Annotated in this window: 16 protein-coding genes, 2 tRNA genes and 2 pseudogenes; 15 read left to right on the top strand and 5 right to left on the bottom strand. The window is 42.3% G+C overall.

All coding sequences use genetic code 11. The features are described 5' to 3' along the window. Positions 1-104: 104 nt before the first annotated feature. Positions 105-1,106: an AraC family transcriptional regulator gene (locus FTU58_RS07060; protein WP_004974378.1), complete on the top strand. Its 1,002-nt coding sequence runs from the start codon at positions 105-107 to the stop codon at positions 1,104-1,106. A 153-nt stretch (positions 1,107-1,259) separates the two neighbouring features. Further along, entirely contained in the window at positions 1,260-1,910 is a 651-nt protein-coding gene (gene aqpZ / locus FTU58_RS07055; protein ID WP_180062293.1) for an aquaporin Z, read from the top strand. Positions 1,911-2,062: 152 nt separating this feature from the next. Here aqpZ and FTU58_RS07050 read toward each other — a convergent pair whose 3' ends face one another. Together FTU58_RS07050 and FTU58_RS07045 are read right to left on the bottom strand one after the other, a co-directional pair. After that, positions 2,063-2,308 carry a hypothetical protein gene (locus FTU58_RS07050; RefSeq protein WP_004974374.1) on the bottom strand — a complete coding sequence of 82 codons (246 nt, stop codon included), beginning with the start codon at positions 2,306-2,308 and terminating at the stop codon, positions 2,063-2,065. 49 nt (positions 2,309-2,357) lie between these two features. Beyond that, positions 2,358-3,434: a DNA/RNA non-specific endonuclease gene (locus FTU58_RS07045; RefSeq protein ID WP_004974371.1), complete on the bottom strand. Its 1,077-nt coding sequence runs from the start codon at positions 3,432-3,434 to the stop codon at positions 2,358-2,360. Between the two features lie 344 nt (positions 3,435-3,778). Here FTU58_RS07045 and FTU58_RS07040 point away from each other — a divergent pair, with 344 nt between their 5' ends. Beyond that, positions 3,779-4,384, top strand: coding sequence for a hypothetical protein (locus FTU58_RS07040; RefSeq protein ID WP_180062257.1), 606 nt, complete (start codon positions 3,779-3,781; stop codon positions 4,382-4,384). Positions 4,385-4,467: 83 nt separating this feature from the next. On the opposite strand, the gene FTU58_RS07035 is transcribed toward FTU58_RS07040, so the two are convergent. After that, positions 4,468-6,348, bottom strand: coding sequence for a potassium transporter Kup (locus tag FTU58_RS07035; RefSeq protein ID WP_004974367.1), 1,881 nt, complete (start codon positions 6,346-6,348; stop codon positions 4,468-4,470). A gap of 119 nt (positions 6,349-6,467) precedes the next feature. Between FTU58_RS07035 and FTU58_RS07030 the strand changes: the two genes are divergently transcribed. Next, positions 6,468-6,558: transfer RNA gene (locus tag FTU58_RS07030), tRNA-Ser, on the top strand. A gap of 858 nt (positions 6,559-7,416) precedes the next feature. On the opposite strand, the gene FTU58_RS07025 is transcribed toward FTU58_RS07030, so the two are convergent. After that, complete coding sequence (locus FTU58_RS07025; RefSeq protein WP_004974358.1) at positions 7,417-8,067, bottom strand: response regulator transcription factor; 651 nt, start codon at positions 8,065-8,067, stop codon at positions 7,417-7,419. 243 nt (positions 8,068-8,310) lie between these two features. Between FTU58_RS07025 and FTU58_RS07020 the strand changes: the two are divergent. From FTU58_RS07020 to FTU58_RS06980, 9 genes and pseudogenes are all read left to right on the top strand, one after another. Further along, a pseudogene (locus tag FTU58_RS07020) lies at positions 8,311-8,481 on the top strand (secretion protein HlyD); the annotation flags it as partial. Between the two features lie 346 nt (positions 8,482-8,827). After that, positions 8,828-9,949: a bifunctional 3,4-dihydroxy-2-butanone-4-phosphate synthase/GTP cyclohydrolase II gene (gene ribBA, locus FTU58_RS07015; protein WP_096902634.1), complete on the top strand. Its 1,122-nt coding sequence runs from the start codon at positions 8,828-8,830 to the stop codon at positions 9,947-9,949. 11 nt (positions 9,950-9,960) lie between these two features. Further along, on the top strand, positions 9,961-10,431 hold the full coding sequence (gene ribE, locus FTU58_RS07010) for a 6,7-dimethyl-8-ribityllumazine synthase (RefSeq protein ID WP_004974350.1): 471 nt from the start codon (positions 9,961-9,963) through the stop codon (positions 10,429-10,431). A 4-nt stretch (positions 10,432-10,435) separates the two neighbouring features. Then, positions 10,436-10,885, top strand: coding sequence for a transcription antitermination factor NusB (gene nusB, locus FTU58_RS07005; RefSeq protein ID WP_180062256.1), 450 nt, complete (start codon positions 10,436-10,438; stop codon positions 10,883-10,885). Positions 10,886-10,910: 25 nt separating this feature from the next. Then, positions 10,911-11,840: a thiamine-phosphate kinase gene (thiL, locus tag FTU58_RS07000; RefSeq protein ID WP_004974348.1), complete on the top strand. Its 930-nt coding sequence runs from the start codon at positions 10,911-10,913 to the stop codon at positions 11,838-11,840. After that, a complete protein-coding gene (locus FTU58_RS06995) occupies positions 11,806-12,327 on the top strand; it encodes a phosphatidylglycerophosphatase A (RefSeq protein WP_131260658.1) in 522 nt (173 codons plus the stop codon). Before thiL ends, FTU58_RS06995 begins: the two co-directional genes overlap by 35 nt. 18 nt (positions 12,328-12,345) lie before the next feature. Next, positions 12,346-13,710, top strand: coding sequence for a bifunctional UDP-N-acetylglucosamine diphosphorylase/glucosamine-1-phosphate N-acetyltransferase GlmU (gene glmU, locus FTU58_RS06990; RefSeq protein WP_096902632.1), 1,365 nt, complete (start codon positions 12,346-12,348; stop codon positions 13,708-13,710). Positions 13,711-13,722: 12 nt separating this feature from the next. Continuing rightward, on the top strand, positions 13,723-15,564 hold the full coding sequence (glmS, locus tag FTU58_RS06985; protein ID WP_004974344.1) for a glutamine--fructose-6-phosphate transaminase (isomerizing): 1,842 nt from the start codon (positions 13,723-13,725) through the stop codon (positions 15,562-15,564). 310 nt (positions 15,565-15,874) lie between these two features. Beyond that, positions 15,875-15,950, top strand: a tRNA-Gly gene (locus FTU58_RS06980). A 243-nt stretch (positions 15,951-16,193) separates the two neighbouring features. Here the strand turns inward: FTU58_RS06980 and FTU58_RS06975 are convergent. Continuing rightward, a complete protein-coding gene (locus FTU58_RS06975) occupies positions 16,194-16,442 on the bottom strand; it encodes a helix-turn-helix transcriptional regulator (RefSeq protein ID WP_004644833.1) in 249 nt (82 codons plus the stop codon). Positions 16,443-16,558: 116 nt separating this feature from the next. Between FTU58_RS06975 and FTU58_RS06970 the strand changes: the two genes are divergently transcribed. Continuing rightward, positions 16,559-16,768, top strand: a complete 210-nt coding sequence (locus FTU58_RS06970; protein ID WP_004644831.1) for a hypothetical protein — start codon at positions 16,559-16,561, stop codon at positions 16,766-16,768. A 12-nt stretch (positions 16,769-16,780) separates the two neighbouring features. Continuing rightward, positions 16,781-17,125, top strand: a pseudogene (locus FTU58_RS06965) (Arm DNA-binding domain-containing protein); the annotation flags it as partial. Positions 17,126-17,251: the final 126 nt, after the last annotated feature.

Below are 17,251 nucleotides of genomic sequence, written 5' to 3'. Positions count from 1 at the left end.
ACATCTTGACTCTGATGTTCACTATAGGCATGTGAGATTGACTAGATCTTGACCAAAAAAATCAATATCATTGACAAATGACGACAAAAATAAACCGATAACACATGCAACAATTCAAAGAATATACGGGCTCGGTCTATGGTGGCTTAGGGCATTTATTGATGTGCTATTACCAAGCAAAAAAGCTGCCCATTCCAGAAAAATTACATCAGATTCAAAATCTGGAACGTTTTGATTATGCCCTCTGGCGTGACTTGCTCAGCACTTTGGAGCAACAATTACCACAACCTGCTTTGGGTTTGGAAATTGCCAAATACGTGCAGCCCAAACATTTAGGCATCATTGCATATTTAGCCTTGTCCTGTGATCATCTGGGTGAAGCATTACAGCGTTACCACGATTTTCATCGCTTGATTTACGATGGTGGCCCGTTGCAAGTCGAAGCACAAAACGATTATTTATCCATTCGTTGGTCAGAATTGCCCGTGCACATGACCACACAATTAACCGATGAAATTGCCATTGCTTTAATGATGGAATTTTTGAAGCACTTTATGCAGTTTGAAGATATTTGCCTGCACGAAGTACATTTTCATCATCCTGCGCCTAAAAATATTGCACTGTATGAGCAGTATTTTCATTGCAAAGTGCGTTTTTCTCAGCCAATTACCCAAGTGTTGCTGCCTGTTTCCGAACTGGCAAAACCCTTTCATCAGGGCGATCAGACCTTACAGCATTTATTGTTGCAACAGGCACAAGCCTTATTGGAAAAGCTACCGAATAGCACCCAAACCGATCAGCGTTTACAGCAAGCCATTTTGACGGGGCTGCAAAAAAATATGTATCAAATTGAACATATTGCTCAGCAATTACATATTTCTGTACGTCAGTTGCAACGTCATTTGCAACAGCAAGGCACGACCTACCAAAAACGCATGCAGGAAGTACGCTGTTTGTTGGCAGAACAATATTTACAAGACCCACATTTAAGTCTGCAAGAAATTGCGCTATTGCTGGGTTATTCAGAACAAAGTGCCTTTCAGCGTGCGTTTAAACAATGGACGCAGCACACACCACAACAATGGCGGATGCAACGTGCTTCATGATTGCTTCTTTTTACTTTAATTTATGTTAAATTCATCACAATATCGATCTAAAATGCGATAAATTTAATTGAAGTTTGATTAATTAACTCAAAAAATAAGCACTGGAGAATCAAATTGAATAAGTATTTCGCAGAACTGGCTGGCACATTCTAGCTGGTATTTGGTGGTTGTGGTGGTGCGGTATTGGCTGCAGCTTTTCCTGAATTGGGCATTGGTTTTGTGGGGGTATCCCTCGCGTTCGGTCTGACCGTATTAACCGCGGCCTATGCACTTGGGCACATTTCAGGTGGTCAATTTAACCCTGCAGTCAGTATTGGTTTGTGGGCAGGTGGACGTTTTGAAGCCAAAGAACTCGCACCGTATATTATTTCACAAATTATTGGTGCGACTCTGGCCGCACTGGTGTTGTATCTGATTGTACAGGGTCAGGCAGGTTTTGCAGGCACAGGCGGTTTCGCGACCAACGGTTATGGTGATTTATCTCCAGGAAAATATGCCCTCAGTTCAGTATTATTGATTGAAGTGGTACTCACTGCTGGCTTTTTGATGGTGATTATGGGTTCAACCGCCAAACGTGCACCTGCAGGTTTTGCTCCAATTGCAATTGGTTTGGCACTGACCTTAATCCATCTGATCAGTATTCCTGTAACCAATACTTCCGTGAACCCTGCACGTAGTACAGGTGTGGCGTTCTTTGCTGAAACTGCAGCACTCAGCCAGCTTTGGGCTTTCTGGGTTGCACCGATTGTAGGTGCGGTGATTGGTGCGGTGCTGTATCGCGCTATGGCAAAAGCTGAAGACTGATCTTCAAAACTTTAAATCCACAGCTTTTCAAGATGTCTGGGATTTATCTAAAAACACACAAAACAACAAAGCCCGTTCAAGCGTTTGAGCGGGCTTTTTAATGGCTTAGATGAGCAGATTAAAGTAGATTTAATATCTTGAGATGGCATCCATTATAAAAATGGATTTTCAATTTCACCCGCTTCGGGACGATCTAACTTTTCAGGCAGATTCGGAGTCTGCTCCAAAGTTGCAACAACTTCATTCAAAAAAGCCTGTAGTGCTTTGGCTGCCTGTAAACCCGCCTGATCTTTGCTGATTTGCAAATTGCCATACACATTGATGCAATCTAAATCATTTTCTAAGGTTAAGTCATGAATCGCATGTGATTCAGTCCCATTTTGAAACGGTTTAAACATTGAATTCACCTTAGCATGAAGGATGCAATATCCATCATCTTAACCCAGTTTAAGATTTCAACAACTGTAAAATATATTGCAATAAAGCTTCAATCAATTGCTTCACAATTGCATCTTGGGTATCTGCATCAATGCTAGCACCCGATGCAGGACTACTGCCTGAGCGTTTAAATTCGGTTTGCAAGGCTTGTAATTGCTCAGCAGATACATCTTCTGCGCACTGGCTTTCTGCATCCCAATGTGAGTAGGCAATCGGTGTATTGGCTTTTACAGCATTTGCAGTCAAAGGCAATTTATAGGTATTGCGCTTTTGTTCTTCACTTAATTGTGGGAATAAATTAATGCCCAACTGTTCTTCTAAATAGCAGACACTCACCACTTGCACCTGTAACGAGTCGTTATTGGGCGCGTAATAAGCCCCTATCGCGCCTGTTTTGGGCATATACACAGCTTTATACACCGCAGTCGGCACAATAACGCCCTGCCCAATGGTTTTTAGACGCTTGGCATTAAAACTTGGCCCCGTAATCACATACACATCTTGCTTTTGCTTAGTCACCACCGCTCGGGTGGCTTCTTCAAGTTCACGCCAGACCTGCTGATTATTTTTAGGGGCTTGCGGCACCATATTTGCCAAAGAAAAACTGTCAAACTGGGCTGCCAAGTTGGTCATGTCGGCATTCGGTGCCATGTGTCCACGGTCATAACCCGAACCACGATAATCCAGCAAAGTCGCACGATGCTCGGCTTTGACGCGCGGTTCTTCGTGAAAGTTATCTTCACGTGGAATCCGCTGACTCAAACGCGCTGGTGTTAAGGCTTCTGCCACCCATAACGGGGTTTTGGATACCCCTGAATACATCACATTAAAGTCATTAAAACACAGCGGATAGCTGTCTTTTTGCAGGCTATTTTTCAGTAAATAGGGCGGCGTTTCTCGATAGAACTGGGTTAGGCAAGCACTATTTCCTGAACTCGGCACCAGTGAAGTCCACTGGCTAATTTTTTCTTGACCAAAAGCAATCACAAAACTCCCTGTTGCCACTACACCGAGTAGCACTTTCAAGCTGTTTTGATTGAAAATTTGAGTCCAAATGTTGTTGGAATTGCGCCGTTTTCTTGCCATAACCGTTACTGTGACTTCGCTCTAAATCCGCAGAGTTTGCCCGAGCTTAACAATCCACTCACAGCTTGTATATGAAGCACCTCTTGTTCGTCTAACAATTAAACAAAACCCGCGCCACAACACCACAAAAGCCATACACAGCCTGAGTTTTAAGCACTTTTGACATCAGTCTAGATCAAGTTTGGTAGATTTGATTGCATCCGTTTTAGCGAATCTGCCAAGCTAAATACACCTTAAAGACATCGCTCAGCGACACCCAAGCGCATTGCGCTGCTCTAGCTGGATGTCATTGACGATTTAAATTGATTTTAACTTTATTTTTGCGATTTTTGATGGAGAAATACATGCGTTTTCATCTTTTTGCTTGTGCTTTGGTTGGTAGCAGTATCAGCATTTCTGCCTTTGCCGAACCACCCATTCAAGCAGGTGATACTTTAGAAAGTTTATCTAAAGTCAAAATAAGCACCACGATTAATGGGCAAGCAGGCTCACTACAAGAATTAATCGCCAATGGTCAGATACGCATTGTACCGAGTACAGATACAAACTTAACAAGTCCAGCAGAAAATATAGCGCAACAGCCTGCAAACCAAATTTCAGCCGAACAAGCCAATCTGGCTCAAGACAATGTACCGATGACGATGCCTGTCGGGACTGAATCCGAACTGCAACACGCAGCGCAGGCAGAGCAAGTGAGCGAACAACACATACAAGCCACCTCTGCGCCATTATTGTCATCTTCAGCCGATTTACCTGTAAATGCTGGCGATGATGTGGATGTCACCGCAGAAGCGCTAAATGCTGCACCACAAAACCCTGCTGCATCTGAACAAGCAGCAGCCAATCTGCCCACGACTGAACGGCTTGAAACCACAGCACCTGCGGCACAGGGCGCAGATGTAAACGATATAGATTTAAGCCATCTACAACCAAGTGATACGGAACAATAAGATCTGTTTAAGACCAATCTTGAGCTAAAAATAAAAAACCAGCACTTTATAATGCTGGTTTTTTAAAATCTATTGAGCAGTTTTTAAATTTCGATTTGACTACCCAATTCCACCACACGGTTGGTTGGAATTTGATAGAAATCACTCACAGGACTGGTATTGCGCTGCATTGAAATAAACAGTTTTTCACGCCACGGTGACATGCCATCGCCCACCGTATGCACAATTCGATCACGCGAAATAAAGAAGCTCATTTGCATCATATCGAATTCAAACTCAAGCTGTTCATAGGCTTGTTTCAAGGCATTTGGAATATTTGGCTGATCTTTAAAACCGTAATACATGGCAATCCGATAAAAACGATCATCCAGTTTTTCGACTTGAATCCGATCTTGCTGCGCCACAAATGGAATATCACGCGTGATGACCGTTACCATGATATTGCGTTCATGTAAGACCTTGTTGTGCTTAATATTATGCAACATGGCATGTGGCACAATGTTAGGCGTACCTGTCAAAAAAATCGCATCGCCAGGGACAAATTTGGTTTCATTGCCCATACTAATACTGTGAATGAATAGGTCTATCGGCAAGGCATCTTTTTCCAAACGATTGAAAACCAATGCACGACCATCTTTCCACGTCATTAAAATGGTATACATGATGGCGCCAATTAAAATTGGCACCCATCCCCCTGACACAATTTTGAGCGAGGTCGAAGCCACAAAAATTAAATCTAGGGTTAAAAATGGCACTGCAAAAAGGGCAACTTTCCACATCGGCCAACGCCAAAAACCATAGGCCAGCACTGAAATTAAAATCGTGCCACACAGCATGGTCATGGTCACTGCCACGCCATAAGCACTGGCAAGTCTGGCACTATTTTCAAATAATAAAATTAAGATAAGCACCGAAATAAATAAGGCCCAGTTAATGAATGGCAAATAGATTTGACCACGTTCAACATCGGACGTGTGACGTACAGTCAGGCGTGGTAAATAACGCAATTGAATGGCCTGATTGACCATTGAAAATACCCCTGTGATCACCGCTTGAGAAGCGATCACCGCTGCAGCTGTGGCTAAACCAATCATCGGGTATAAGCCCCATTCAGGCACCAACATATAGAACGGATTTTCAATCGCTGCAGGGTTACGTAGCAATAATGCCCCTTGTCCTGCGTAATTCAATAACAAGCAAGGTAAGACAATCAAAAACCACGCGAGGCGAATAGGCATCCGCCCAAAATGCCCCATATCGGCATAGAGTGCTTCGCCACCCGTCATGGTTAAAATCACCGCACCCATGGTGAGAAATGCAACAAAGGGTTGCTCTACTACAAAGTTAAACGCCCAGTGTGGACTGACCATGGCCAATACAAATGGGGTTTGGATGATACTGAGCAGCCCTGCACCGCCAATGGCTAAAAACCACAGCAAAGTCAGTGGGCCAAAAAATTTGCCCATAGTGCCTGTACCATGACGCTGCACAATGAACAGTCCTGCCAAAATACCAATGGAGAGCGGTACGAGCCATTGATTAAAGATAGGCGTGGCAATACTTAGTCCTTCAATGGCAGACAATACTGAAATGGCGGGGGTGATAATGCCATCGCCAAAGAACAGGGATGCACCAATAAAGCCAAGTGCGATCAGGAAGATTTTTTTGTCTTCGGCAATACGGGTGGTGCGCAGGTTCAATGCCAATAATGACATGATCCCGCCTTCGCCATTGTTATCGGCACGCATAATAATGGTGACGTATTTGAAGCTGATGGTGAGCATCATGCACCAGAAAATTAGGGATAAAATTCCCAATACACTGGCTTGAGTAATTGCAAGATGCGCCGTTAAAAAAGTTTGTCTGAAGGCATACAGAGGACTGGTTCCGATATCCCCAAATACAACTCCGAGTGCAGCCAAGGTAATGACGGGTAAGGCTGCTTTTTTTGCAGTACTTTGCATAGGTGTCTTCGATTTAGACGGTATTTTTGAGAATCATAGCACTACGCTGAAAGTTTTTCTCTAAATCAAATTTTTCAACTTGGCTTTGTACTATTTTTTGGTTATTATCCACCGCCTATGGTGAAGTGTCCGAGTGGCTGAAGGAGCACGCCTGGAAAGTGTGTATACGTTAATAGCGTATCGAGGGTTCGAATCCCTCTTTCACCGCCAAACATTATTCTCATGAAGTCTCATGTGATCTTAAAAAGCTTAAATCTAAAGGGTTTAAGCTTTTTTTATGTCTAATGCAATCTACTTTATCTATTGCAAGCTTGATCTTGTTGGGGGTATAACTAGGGGTATAATAAATTACCCCCAAAATTATACCCCCAATTCTGTGGAATCATTGCAATGCTTACAGATGCTCAAGTCAGAAAAATAAAACCATCGGAAAAGAAAGCCAAATAATTACCTATGATCGAAATCTAGCACATATCACGGCTGGCGGGCTTGGTTATCGTGAATTCTAAAAGTTGAACCCATATAGGGGGAAGCCCCCTACTCACTTAGGTATGATTTATTCAAATCACCATTCATCTATTACTATTAAAATATATTCGTCCTTCTATGTATTTCTTATTAGTGGCGGGTTTTCCCGCTGCGGACAACTTCACACTATTGGATTTATGGGTACAGATACAATCAAAGCCTAAGAATCTGAAAGAAGCATATCGCCTGCATTAGACTGATAGCTATTCAGCTCATGTTGATTTTTACCCATTTTATCGACATGACAACCTGAATATGTTTATGTCATCGACATGACAACTCTCTCATGTCGATTTTTGTCAGTTTTATCGACATGAAAGCCTGAATATGTTTATGCCATACAGCTAAAGGAATAAGACAATATTCCTTTTAGGTTTTAAGCACATCAACAACCTGAACGCTAAATGTCACATCCTAAAGCGAATTAGCTTTTTAAAAAGGTCATAATCAGCCAACCACCCACCCAATAAAAAAACCGCTGCTCAATCTTCCAGATCAACACAGCGGTTTTAAACTCATCTTTTACAGATCAGTCACATCTTACATTTTCTTTTCTTCAATATTTAAAGCATTGATTGCCAATACCGCCTGAGTACGATTTTGCACACCCAATTTACGGAAAATTGCGGTCACATGCGCTTTAATCGTCGCTTCAGAAACATCTAATTCATAGGCAATTTGCTTATTCAACAAACCTTCTGCCACCATCATCAATACACGGAATTGCTGTGGTGTTAAAGACTGAATACGTTCAGCCAAAGCTGTTTCATCTGCAGCGCGAGGGTCAAAGTTAACATTCGCAGCCAAGTTTGGCGGCAACCAAATCTCACCTTCTAAAACTTGACGAATTGCTTCACCAATATGGCTCGGATGTGCCGATTTTGGGATATAACCCATCGCCCCATGCGCAATTGAACGTTGAATAATCGATGCTTCTTCGTGAGCGGACACCACAATAATTGGGATAGATGGATATTGCGCACGCACATGCACCAATGCAGAAAAGCCCGATGCCCCTGGTAAATTCAAGTCCAATAAAACAAGATCAGGCTCAGGTCCATTTTCCAAACGTTCGTACAATTCATTAACTGCAGCAGTTTCATGAATTTGAGCTTGCGGTAAGCTATAACGAACCGCCTGAATTAAGGCATGGCGAAACAGCGGATGATCATCAACGATTAATATATTCATAACAGACGTGAGAGATCTTGGGCACAGTTGTTATATTCTAACCACACAAAGACAATTAAGGATATGCAAGACATGACTTTTTTGCATTTATTGTGCAATTAATCACAGAAAAGTGTTTATTTTTTATGTTTTCAGCGCTCAGTCAAAAAGGTTGATCATTTTGTGGATTTTTTAATCAGTTTTATTTTACAACCAAAACGCTCAAAACAAGATGTAATATGAAATAGAAAATATCCCAAGATAAGGGTTTATATCCGTACCGATTCAGACAAACTCAGCAACAAAGCAGGACAAGCGTTTGATATTACCCCGGGCATGGTCGCAACAGTCGATATTAAAACGGGTGAAAAAACGGTGTTGGATTATCTGATCAAACCATTCAACAAAGCCAAAGAAGCCTTACGTGAGCGCTAAACAGAAATTCTCTTATACCTGAATTTAATGAATTATCTCATCTCTGATTCTTGCCTTCTCCCAAAACCCAACTGGGCTCAAGTGAAGGCGAGAATGAGGGCGATAATATCCTATGCCCTCTACAGTTTTATTTTTCACAGATTTTGCATTTCATCTTAATTGCCTAAACAATCTACAGCAACGCAGCAAATCCTCCTTTTCACCTCTTTCCAAGCCTGATGACACTGTGTATAACCATAAGTCACGCAATGAAAATGATAAGCATAGGCAAAACAGGTAAAAAACCGTTAGACTATGCATCTCTCTCATTCAATGTCGTTTCAGACAAATAAGAAGGTGAAGGTTGATGCCGCTCAATACTGTCGAAGAGCTTGTAGCAGATATCCGTGCAGGAAAAATGGTCATCCTCATGGATGATGAAGATCGTGAAAATGAAGGTGATTTAGTCATTGCCGCAACCCACGTTCGCCCTGAAGATATCAACTTCATGATCACACACGCGCGTGGTCTTGTTTGCTTAACCTTAAGTCGTGACCGTTGCCAGCAATTAAACCTACCGTTAATGGTTGATGCCAATGGTGCACAACACGGTACGAACTTTACTTTGTCGATTGAAGCTGCTGAAGGCATTACCACGGGTATTTCTGCCGCAGAACGTGCGCATACCATTCAAACCGCTGTCGCTGCACATGCCAAGCCTGCCGATATTGTTCAGCCTGGGCATATTTTCCCACTCATGGCACAGCCAGGTGGTGTATTGCACCGTGCAGGACATACCGAAGCAGGTTGTGATCTTGCCCGTTTGGCAGGTTTAGAGCCTGCATCGGTAATTTGTGAAATCATCAATGAAGACGGCACGATGGCGCGTCGTCCAGATTTAGAAATTTTTGCTGAAAAGCACGGGTTAAAAATTGGTACTATTGCCGATTTAATCCACTATCGCATGACCAATGAACAAACTGTAGAGCGTTTGGATCAGCAAAGCATCGACACCGAATATGGTACTTTTGACTTATATCGCTACCGTGAACTGGGGAACCCAGACATTCACTTGGCATTGGTCAAAGGCGAGCCGAAAGAAGGCGTTACCACAGTACGTGTGCATGGTTTTAATCCAACCCGTGATTTGCTGAAGCTGAAAAAAGCAGATGGTTCGGCAACTTGGAATTTAGACCGTGCTTTAAAAGAAATTGCCAACAGTGAACGTGGTGTTTTGGTCTGGATTGGTCAAGCTCAATTGCAAGACTTGGGCCCTGCTCTAGACAGCCTTAAATCCCCGAAACAAGGCAAAGCCAATGCTGCATTGTCACAGCAATACCAAACCATTGGCGTGGGTGCACAAATTTTACGTGATTTAGGCGTTGAAAAAATGAAGCTACTCAGCTCACCATTACGTTTCAATGCTTTATCAGGCTTTAACTTAGAAGTGGTGGAATATATCACCGCAGATCCAACATCAGAGAAATAATCGAGGTTGCTATGGCAATTCGCCGTATTGAAGGTTTATTACATCTCGCTAGCGAAGGCCGTTATGCGATTTTAGTCGGTCGTTTTAATAGTTTTGTGGTTGAGCATTTGCTTGATGGCGCAATTGACACATTGAAACGTCATGGCGTATCAGAGGATAATATCACCGTTGTTCATGCACCAGGCGCTTGGGAACTTCCTGTTGTGGCTAAAAAATTAGCTGCATCGAATGGTTATGATGCCATTATTGCACTCGGCGCAGTGATTCGCGGTAGCACTCCACACTTTGACTTTGTTGCAGGTGAATGTGCCAAAGGCTTAGGTGTGGTTGGTTTAGATACTGGCTTACCTGTGATTAACGGTGTATTGACTACGGATAGTATTGAACAAGCAATTGAACGCTCTGGAACAAAAGCAGGTAATAAAGGAAGTGAAGCTGCCTTAACTGCAATTGAAATGGTTAACTTGTTAAAGGCTATTTAACGCTATGTCGCAAACACTTCAAGCAACTTATGCAGCAAAACGTAAAGCACGTCGTTTTGCTGTGCAAGGTATTTATGAATGGCAGATGAGCCACAATCCAGTACATGAAATTGAAGCACGTACCCGTGTGGAAAATGCCATGCACAAAGTGGATCTCGGCTATTATCATGAATTGTTGACTCAAGTGGTTGCCAATCATGAAGCATTGGATGCATTACTGGTGCCTGTTCTTGATCGTGACATTCAAGCCCTCGATGGTGTTGAACTCGCCACCTTACGTTTAGGTGCTTATGAGTTAGAACAACATCTGGAAATTCCATACCGTGTGGTATTGGATGAAGCGATTGAATTGGCAAAACACTTTGGTGGTGCAGACAGCCACAAATACATCAATGGTGTATTAGACCGTCTTGCCAACAGCTTACGTGCAGCAGAAAAGCAACAAAGCAGCTAATTCAAAGTATTGAGTCGATTGTTGTATGGCTGAGTTTTCCATTATTGAGACCTATTTCAACAGACCGCGTCCCGATGCAGTCGATTTAGGTGTCGGTGATGACTCAGCTCTGCTCACCCCTCCGCCGCAACAACAATTGGTCATTTGTGCCGACACTTTAGTCGCTGGACGACATTTCCCCCTCGATACCAACCCACATGCGATTGGTTGGAAATCGGTTGCGGTCAATTTATCTGACATTGCCGCCATGGGTGCCACCCCACACAGTATATTATTGGCATTGAGCCTACCCCAAATTGATCACGACTGGCTCAAAGGGTTTAGTCAGGGTTTACATGATTGTTGCGATCAATTTGGGGTAAGTTTAATTGGTGGAGATACCACACAAAGCCCGCATCTCACCATTTCCGTTACCGCCTTAGGCTGGATTGAACAAGGACATGCCATTCCACGTTCAGGCGCGCAAGTCGGTGATTATATTTGCGTCAGCGGACAAGTCGGTGATGCCGCTTTTGGTTTAGATCATCTCGATCATCCTTTAAAACAACGTCTCGACTACCCAACACCACGTTGTCAACTTGGACAACAACTCAAAGGTCTGGCTTCAAGCATGATTGATGTTTCAGATGGCTTGGCACAAGATTTAGGGCATATTCTCAAAGCCTCTCAGGTCGGTGCTTGTATTGAACTCAGCCAACTGCCTATAGATGCTGCATTAACCGAATTACCACAACAAAAGCAGTGGCAATATGCCTTGGCAGGTGGCGATGACTATGAGTTATGCTTTACAATAAGCCCACAAAATTATCAGCAGCTTTTGCAAAAACCGCTGAATACCCCTATTCATATTATTGGCAAAATTAACAATCAAAACCGCTTAAGCTTTGAACAGAATGGCGTAGATCGTTCACTTCATTTTCATGGATACCAACACTTTGCAAAAACCCGCGATTAATTTCAAAGCCATGTCTTGGACTGACCGACTGATTGTATGCTGTGGTGTTGGCTTCGGTTCAGGTCTACTACCCAAAGCTCCCGGTACCTTTGGTTCGGCCTTTGCCCTACTGTTCATTCCCATTTGGTTCGCGCTTGGTTTCATTCCAAGCCTTTTTGCCATTGCCATCATGTCCCTCGTTGGCATATATATCTGTGGACGTACTGCACAGGTTATGGGCGTACATGATGATGGTCGTATTGTTTGGGATGAATTTGCAGGACAATCGATTACCTTTTTACCCCTGATTTTTATCAATCAAATCAGCTGGGTCTGGGTAATTGTGGGTTTTGCCCTATTCCGACTATTTGATGTGTGGAAACCTTGGCCAATACGTGTCATTGATCGTCAGGTCGAAGGTGGTTTTGGCATCATGCTGGACGATATTATTGCGGGTCTTTGGGCCGCATTATGTATTTATATTTATTTATCTTTTACTTTGGTTTAGCCATCACTAGGATTCAACATGTCTACCACCGTGATTATTCTTGCAGCAGGTAAAGGCACGCGCATGCGTTCAAATTTACCAAAAGTATTACAACCTCTTGCAGGACGCCCACTCTTGGGTCACGTGATTAATACCGCAAAAAAATTACAAGCAGATCATATAATTACCATTTACGGTCATGGCGGTGCTTTGGTGCAAAATGCGTTTGCGCATGAACAGGTACAGTGGGTCGAACAAGCTGAACAGTTGGGCACAGGTCACGCAGTCAAAGTGACTTTGCCTGTTTTACCACGTGAAGGTGTATCACTGATTTTATCGGGAGATGTACCTTGTATTACAGAGCAAACTTTACAAAAGCTACTCGATGTTTCACGTGAAACCCAAATTGGCTTGGTGACACTTACCCTTGCTGATGCCACGGGTTATGGTCGTATTGTACGTGAAAACGGTAAAATTCAAGCGATTGTTGAACATAAAGATGCGTCTGAAGCCCAGCGTCAAATTCAGGAAATTAACACGGGTATTTACTGCGTCAGCAATGCCAAATTACATGAATGGCTGCCAAAACTGAGCAATAACAATGCGCAGGGTGAATATTACCTGACCGATATTGTGGCGATGGCAATTGCCGATGGCTTAGAAGTTGCATCGGTAGAACCTCAACTGGCTTTTGAAGTAGAAGGCGTGAATGACCGTGTGCAATTGGCTGCATTAGAACGCGAGTTCCAGAACTTTCAAGCCAAGCAACTCATGCAACAAGGTGTGCATTTAATTGACCCAACCCGTTTTGATTTACGTGGTAATCTCACTGCAGGTAAAGACGTTCGCATTGATATTAACGTAATTATTGAAGGCGATTGCGAACTGGGTGATGGCGTAGAAATTGGTGCAGGTTGTATCCTCAAAAACACCAAAATTGCTGCGGGCACTAAAGTTCAGCCGTATAGCGTATTTGACCAAGCGGTTGTAGGTGAAGCTGCGCAAATTGGTCCATTCTCACGTTTACGTCCGGGCGCGGTATTGGCCAATGAAGTGCATATTGGCAACTTTGTTGAAGTGAAAAACAGTCAAATTGGTTTAGGCTCCAAAGCCAACCACTTTACCTACTTAGGTGATGCCGAAGTGGGTGCAGGCAGCAATATTGGTGCAGGTACGATTACTTGCAATTATGATGGTGCCAATAAATTTAAAACCATTATTGGTGACCAAGTCTTTATTGGTTCAAATAGTTCATTGGTTGCACCTGTCACCATTGCCAATGGTGCAACGGTAGGCGCAGGCTCGACCATTACCCGTGATGTTGCAGAACAGTGTTTAGCTGTGGAACGTTCTAAACAGTTCACTAAAGAAAATTATCAACGTCCACAGAAATTGAAAAAATAAGAGGAAGTTCCTATGTGCGGTATTGTCGGTGGCGTTGCAGAACGTAGTATTACCAATATCCTCATTGAAGGTTTAAAGCGTTTAGAATATCGCGGTTATGATTCCGCAGGTTTGGCATTGATTAGTCAAGGTCAGGTCTTGCGTGAGCGTCGTGTCGGTAAAGTAGCAAATCTTGAGCAAGCAGTACTAGATTCTCAAGTCACAGGTTCACTCGGTATTGCCCATACACGTTGGGCAACACATGGCAAACCGACAGAAAACAATGCACATCCGCATATTTCTGGCAATGTTGCTGTCGTACACAACGGTATTATCGAAAATTATCAAGAACTGAAAGATGAGCTAGAAGCTTTAGGCTATATGTTCAGCTCTCAAACGGATACTGAAGTGGTTGCGCACTTGGTCAACCATGCTCTTAAAACTGCACCGAATTTATTGGTTGCGGTACAGCAAGTCGTGCCTCAACTGAAAGGTGCTTATGCTCTGGGAATTATCCATACCGATTATCCAGATGAATTGATCACGGTACGTGAAGGTTCTCCTTTGGTGATTGGTGTCGGTATTGGCGAAAACTTTATCAGTTCAGACCAATTGGCGTTATTGCCGATCACCAACCGTTTTATGTATTTGGAAGAAGGTGATATCGCCCGCTTAACCCGCGACAGCATTGAAGTTTTTGTAAACGGTCAAACGGTTGAACGCCCTGTAAAAGAGTTGGATGCAACTGTAAGCAATGCATCGAAAGGTGAATATAAACACTACATGCTCAAAGAAATTTATGAGCAGCCTGAAGCAATTCAACAAACCATTTCACAAGCATTAAATGGCAACGCTTTACGTGAAGATTTCCTGAAAGATGCTGAACTTGATTTTGCCAACATCCAACAGGTACAGATTATTGCCTGCGGTACCAGCTACCATGCAGGGATGATTGCAAAATATTGGTTTGAACAGCTGATTAACTTGCCATGTCATGTGGAAATTGCCAGCGAATACCGTTATCGTACCCCAGTCATTGTGAATAACACGTTGTATGTGTGCATTTCACAATCTGGCGAAACTGCAGATACTTTAGCTGCGTTACGTGATACACAAAAACGTGCTGCTGCAAAAGGTTTAGATATCACAACCATGACCATTTGTAACGTGGCAACGTCGTCAATGGTACGTGAAACCAACCATAGTTTGTTAACGCTTGCGGGTCCTGAAATTGGTGTGGCATCGACCAAAGCCTTTACGACACAGTTGGCAGCATTAATGCTGTTGGTGCTCAAAATTGGTCAGGTGAAAAATGCAATTGCAGCGACAGAAACAGCGGAAATTATTGCAGACTTGTGGCACACACCAAAAGTAATTTTAGATACTTTGCAAAATGATACGGCAATTTTACGTTTGTCTGAATTGTTTGTAGAGAAAAATCACTGCTTGTTCTTGGGTCGTGGCACACAATTCCCAATTGCCTTGGAAGGTGCTTTGAAACTGAAAGAAATTTCATATATTCACGCAGAAGGTTATGCTGCGGGTGAATTAAAGCACGGCCCATTGGCATTGGTAGACAATGACATGCCTGTGGTGATTTTAGCACCGCAAGATGACATGCTGGATAAACTGAAATCCAATATGGAAGAAGTACAGGCACGTGGTGGTGAGCTGTTTGTATTTGCAGATGAACACAGCGGCATTCCTGCAGATAAAGAGCGTCAGCATGTGGTTTATGTACCGCAAGTCAGCGCGTTGCTTGCGCCAATTGTGTATAGCATTCCTGTGCAGTTGTTGTCTTATCATGTGGCAGTTTTGCGCGGTACTGATGTCGATCAACCTAGAAACTTGGCAAAAAGCGTAACAGTGGAATAATGTTGATTAAATTCAATTATTTAAATTTAATAAAATTATTTTGAATCACCTAAAAAATCCGCAGTCGGCTTCATTTTTAGAAATTTAGTACTGCGGATTTTTTATGTCTGATGCTTTTATTTTTCGCATAGCTGCAGCGCATTGTAAGTGATATTAATATTTTTGCAGACAATGAAAACTTTTATAAAACAAACAACCTAAGTCATTTAACCGCACTATTTTCCAAAAATGTTGTTTATTTATTCAGTCAGTACAATGACATGCAAAAAATGATTGACCCTATTTTTGCATCATGTATTATACACCGCATGCGGGAATAGCTCAGTTGGTAGAGCACAACCTTGCCAAGGTTGGGGTCGCGAGTTCGAGTCTCGTTTCCCGCTCCAAATTCAAAAAAACCCTCATCGAAAGATGGGGGCTTTTTTATTGATTTTAAATAGTATTATTATCTATCAGAATTTCTGATACTTAAAAAAGCAAGTTAACAGAACATTACATTTAAAATTGGTGACCAAATGGTGACCAAAAAGTGACTCTATTTTTTTACGCGCTACTTTCTAAGTTGGCCGAATCTGTATGACCAAGCCCCTATCATGTAATTACACAAAAATTATTGATTATCTATTTTATTATTCATCATCGGTATCTCTATTATTTGACTGCGCTAACAAATCATTAGTCCGCTCAAATATAAATAACTCCCCAACCTGTATATCTAAAAAATCACATACCCGATCAATAGTATCAAAATCTATTCGTGTCAAATCTCCATTATAAAGCTTATGCAATGTGGTTTTATTAATACCAGTACCACGGATAAGATCTGCTACCCTCATCCTTCTTTCAGCCAAAAGAGTTGGAAGTTTACAAATAATCACAATAAATTCCTCTAATCCGATTACTTTTTCATTGCATTTGAGCAATTTTAGAGTTAATTTATCTTCAAGGATGTAATTTATCTCCACATCCGATGAAGTTTTACAGGAATATCATTATGACATACACCTATATGACAGCCCAACAGTTGGCTGAAAAAATTCATTACGACCCACGTACCATCCGTAACCAACTTAAGGACAGTATTTTCCTTGAGGGCATTCATTACATCCGCCCATTCGGTGGACGCAAAATTTTGTTTGTATGGGAACGTATCGAAGAAGATATGTTGAAATTCACCAGCCTAGGGCTAACCACTTTGCAATAAGGAGTCCTGCATATGGCGAATATTCAAGAACGTTATGGAAAGCTCGTTGTCGACTTCCGCTATCAAGGTGTACGGTGCAGAGAAACAACCAATCTCGAAGATACGGCCCAAAACCGTAAACTTTTAAAGAAACGTTTAGAACAGCTTGAGGCAGAAATTACTTTAGGGACTTTCGAGTATGCAAAGTATTTTCCTAAAAGCAAACGAGTTGCACAGTTTAGTGAGATACAGCAACGTAAAGCTGTACTGAGCTCATCAACACCCCTATTTAAGGATTTTGCGCATATTTGGTTTGATGAGAAAAAAATTGAATGGCGCAGTTCCTACCAGGAAAAGGTACTGATTATTTTAAATAATGAACCGTACCGGGTTTGTCGGAGACCAACTTTCTTGAGAGAATGTTCCAATGACAAAACCAAAATATACCCCTGAAATCAGAGAAAGAGCGGTTCAATTATTGATTGAATCTGAAAAAGATTATCC

The sequence above is a fragment of the Acinetobacter sp. YH12120 genome, assembly GCF_013418795.1.
GTDB lineage: Bacteria > Pseudomonadota > Gammaproteobacteria > Pseudomonadales > Moraxellaceae > Acinetobacter > Acinetobacter towneri.
The sequence above is the reverse complement of the archived record's forward strand: the minus strand, read 5'-3'. Positions and strand labels throughout refer to the sequence as shown.

Coding starts and splice junctions, on each gene's coding strand:
- FTU58_RS07060 (WP_004974378.1), top strand. CDS start 105: ATGCAACAATTCAAAGAATATACGGGCTCGGTCTATGGTGGCTTAGGG.
- FTU58_RS07050 (WP_004974374.1), bottom strand. CDS start 2,308: ATGTTTAAACCGTTTCAAAATGGGACTGAATCACATGCGATTCATGAC.
- FTU58_RS07045 (WP_004974371.1), bottom strand. CDS start 3,434: ATGGCAAGAAAACGGCGCAATTCCAACAACATTTGGACTCAAATTTTC.
- FTU58_RS07040 (WP_180062257.1), top strand. CDS start 3,779: ATGCGTTTTCATCTTTTTGCTTGTGCTTTGGTTGGTAGCAGTATCAGC.
- FTU58_RS07035 (WP_004974367.1), bottom strand. CDS start 6,348: ATGCAAAGTACTGCAAAAAAAGCAGCCTTACCCGTCATTACCTTGGCT.
- FTU58_RS07025 (WP_004974358.1), bottom strand. CDS start 8,067: ATGAATATATTAATCGTTGATGATCATCCGCTGTTTCGCCATGCCTTA.
- ribBA (WP_096902634.1), top strand. CDS start 8,828: ATGCCGCTCAATACTGTCGAAGAGCTTGTAGCAGATATCCGTGCAGGA.
- ribE (WP_004974350.1), top strand. CDS start 9,961: ATGGCAATTCGCCGTATTGAAGGTTTATTACATCTCGCTAGCGAAGGC.
- nusB (WP_180062256.1), top strand. CDS start 10,436: ATGTCGCAAACACTTCAAGCAACTTATGCAGCAAAACGTAAAGCACGT.
- thiL (WP_004974348.1), top strand. CDS start 10,911: ATGGCTGAGTTTTCCATTATTGAGACCTATTTCAACAGACCGCGTCCC.
- FTU58_RS06995 (WP_131260658.1), top strand. CDS start 11,806: ATGGATACCAACACTTTGCAAAAACCCGCGATTAATTTCAAAGCCATG.
- glmU (WP_096902632.1), top strand. CDS start 12,346: ATGTCTACCACCGTGATTATTCTTGCAGCAGGTAAAGGCACGCGCATG.
- glmS (WP_004974344.1), top strand. CDS start 13,723: ATGTGCGGTATTGTCGGTGGCGTTGCAGAACGTAGTATTACCAATATC.
- FTU58_RS06970 (WP_004644831.1), top strand. CDS start 16,559: ATGACATACACCTATATGACAGCCCAACAGTTGGCTGAAAAAATTCAT.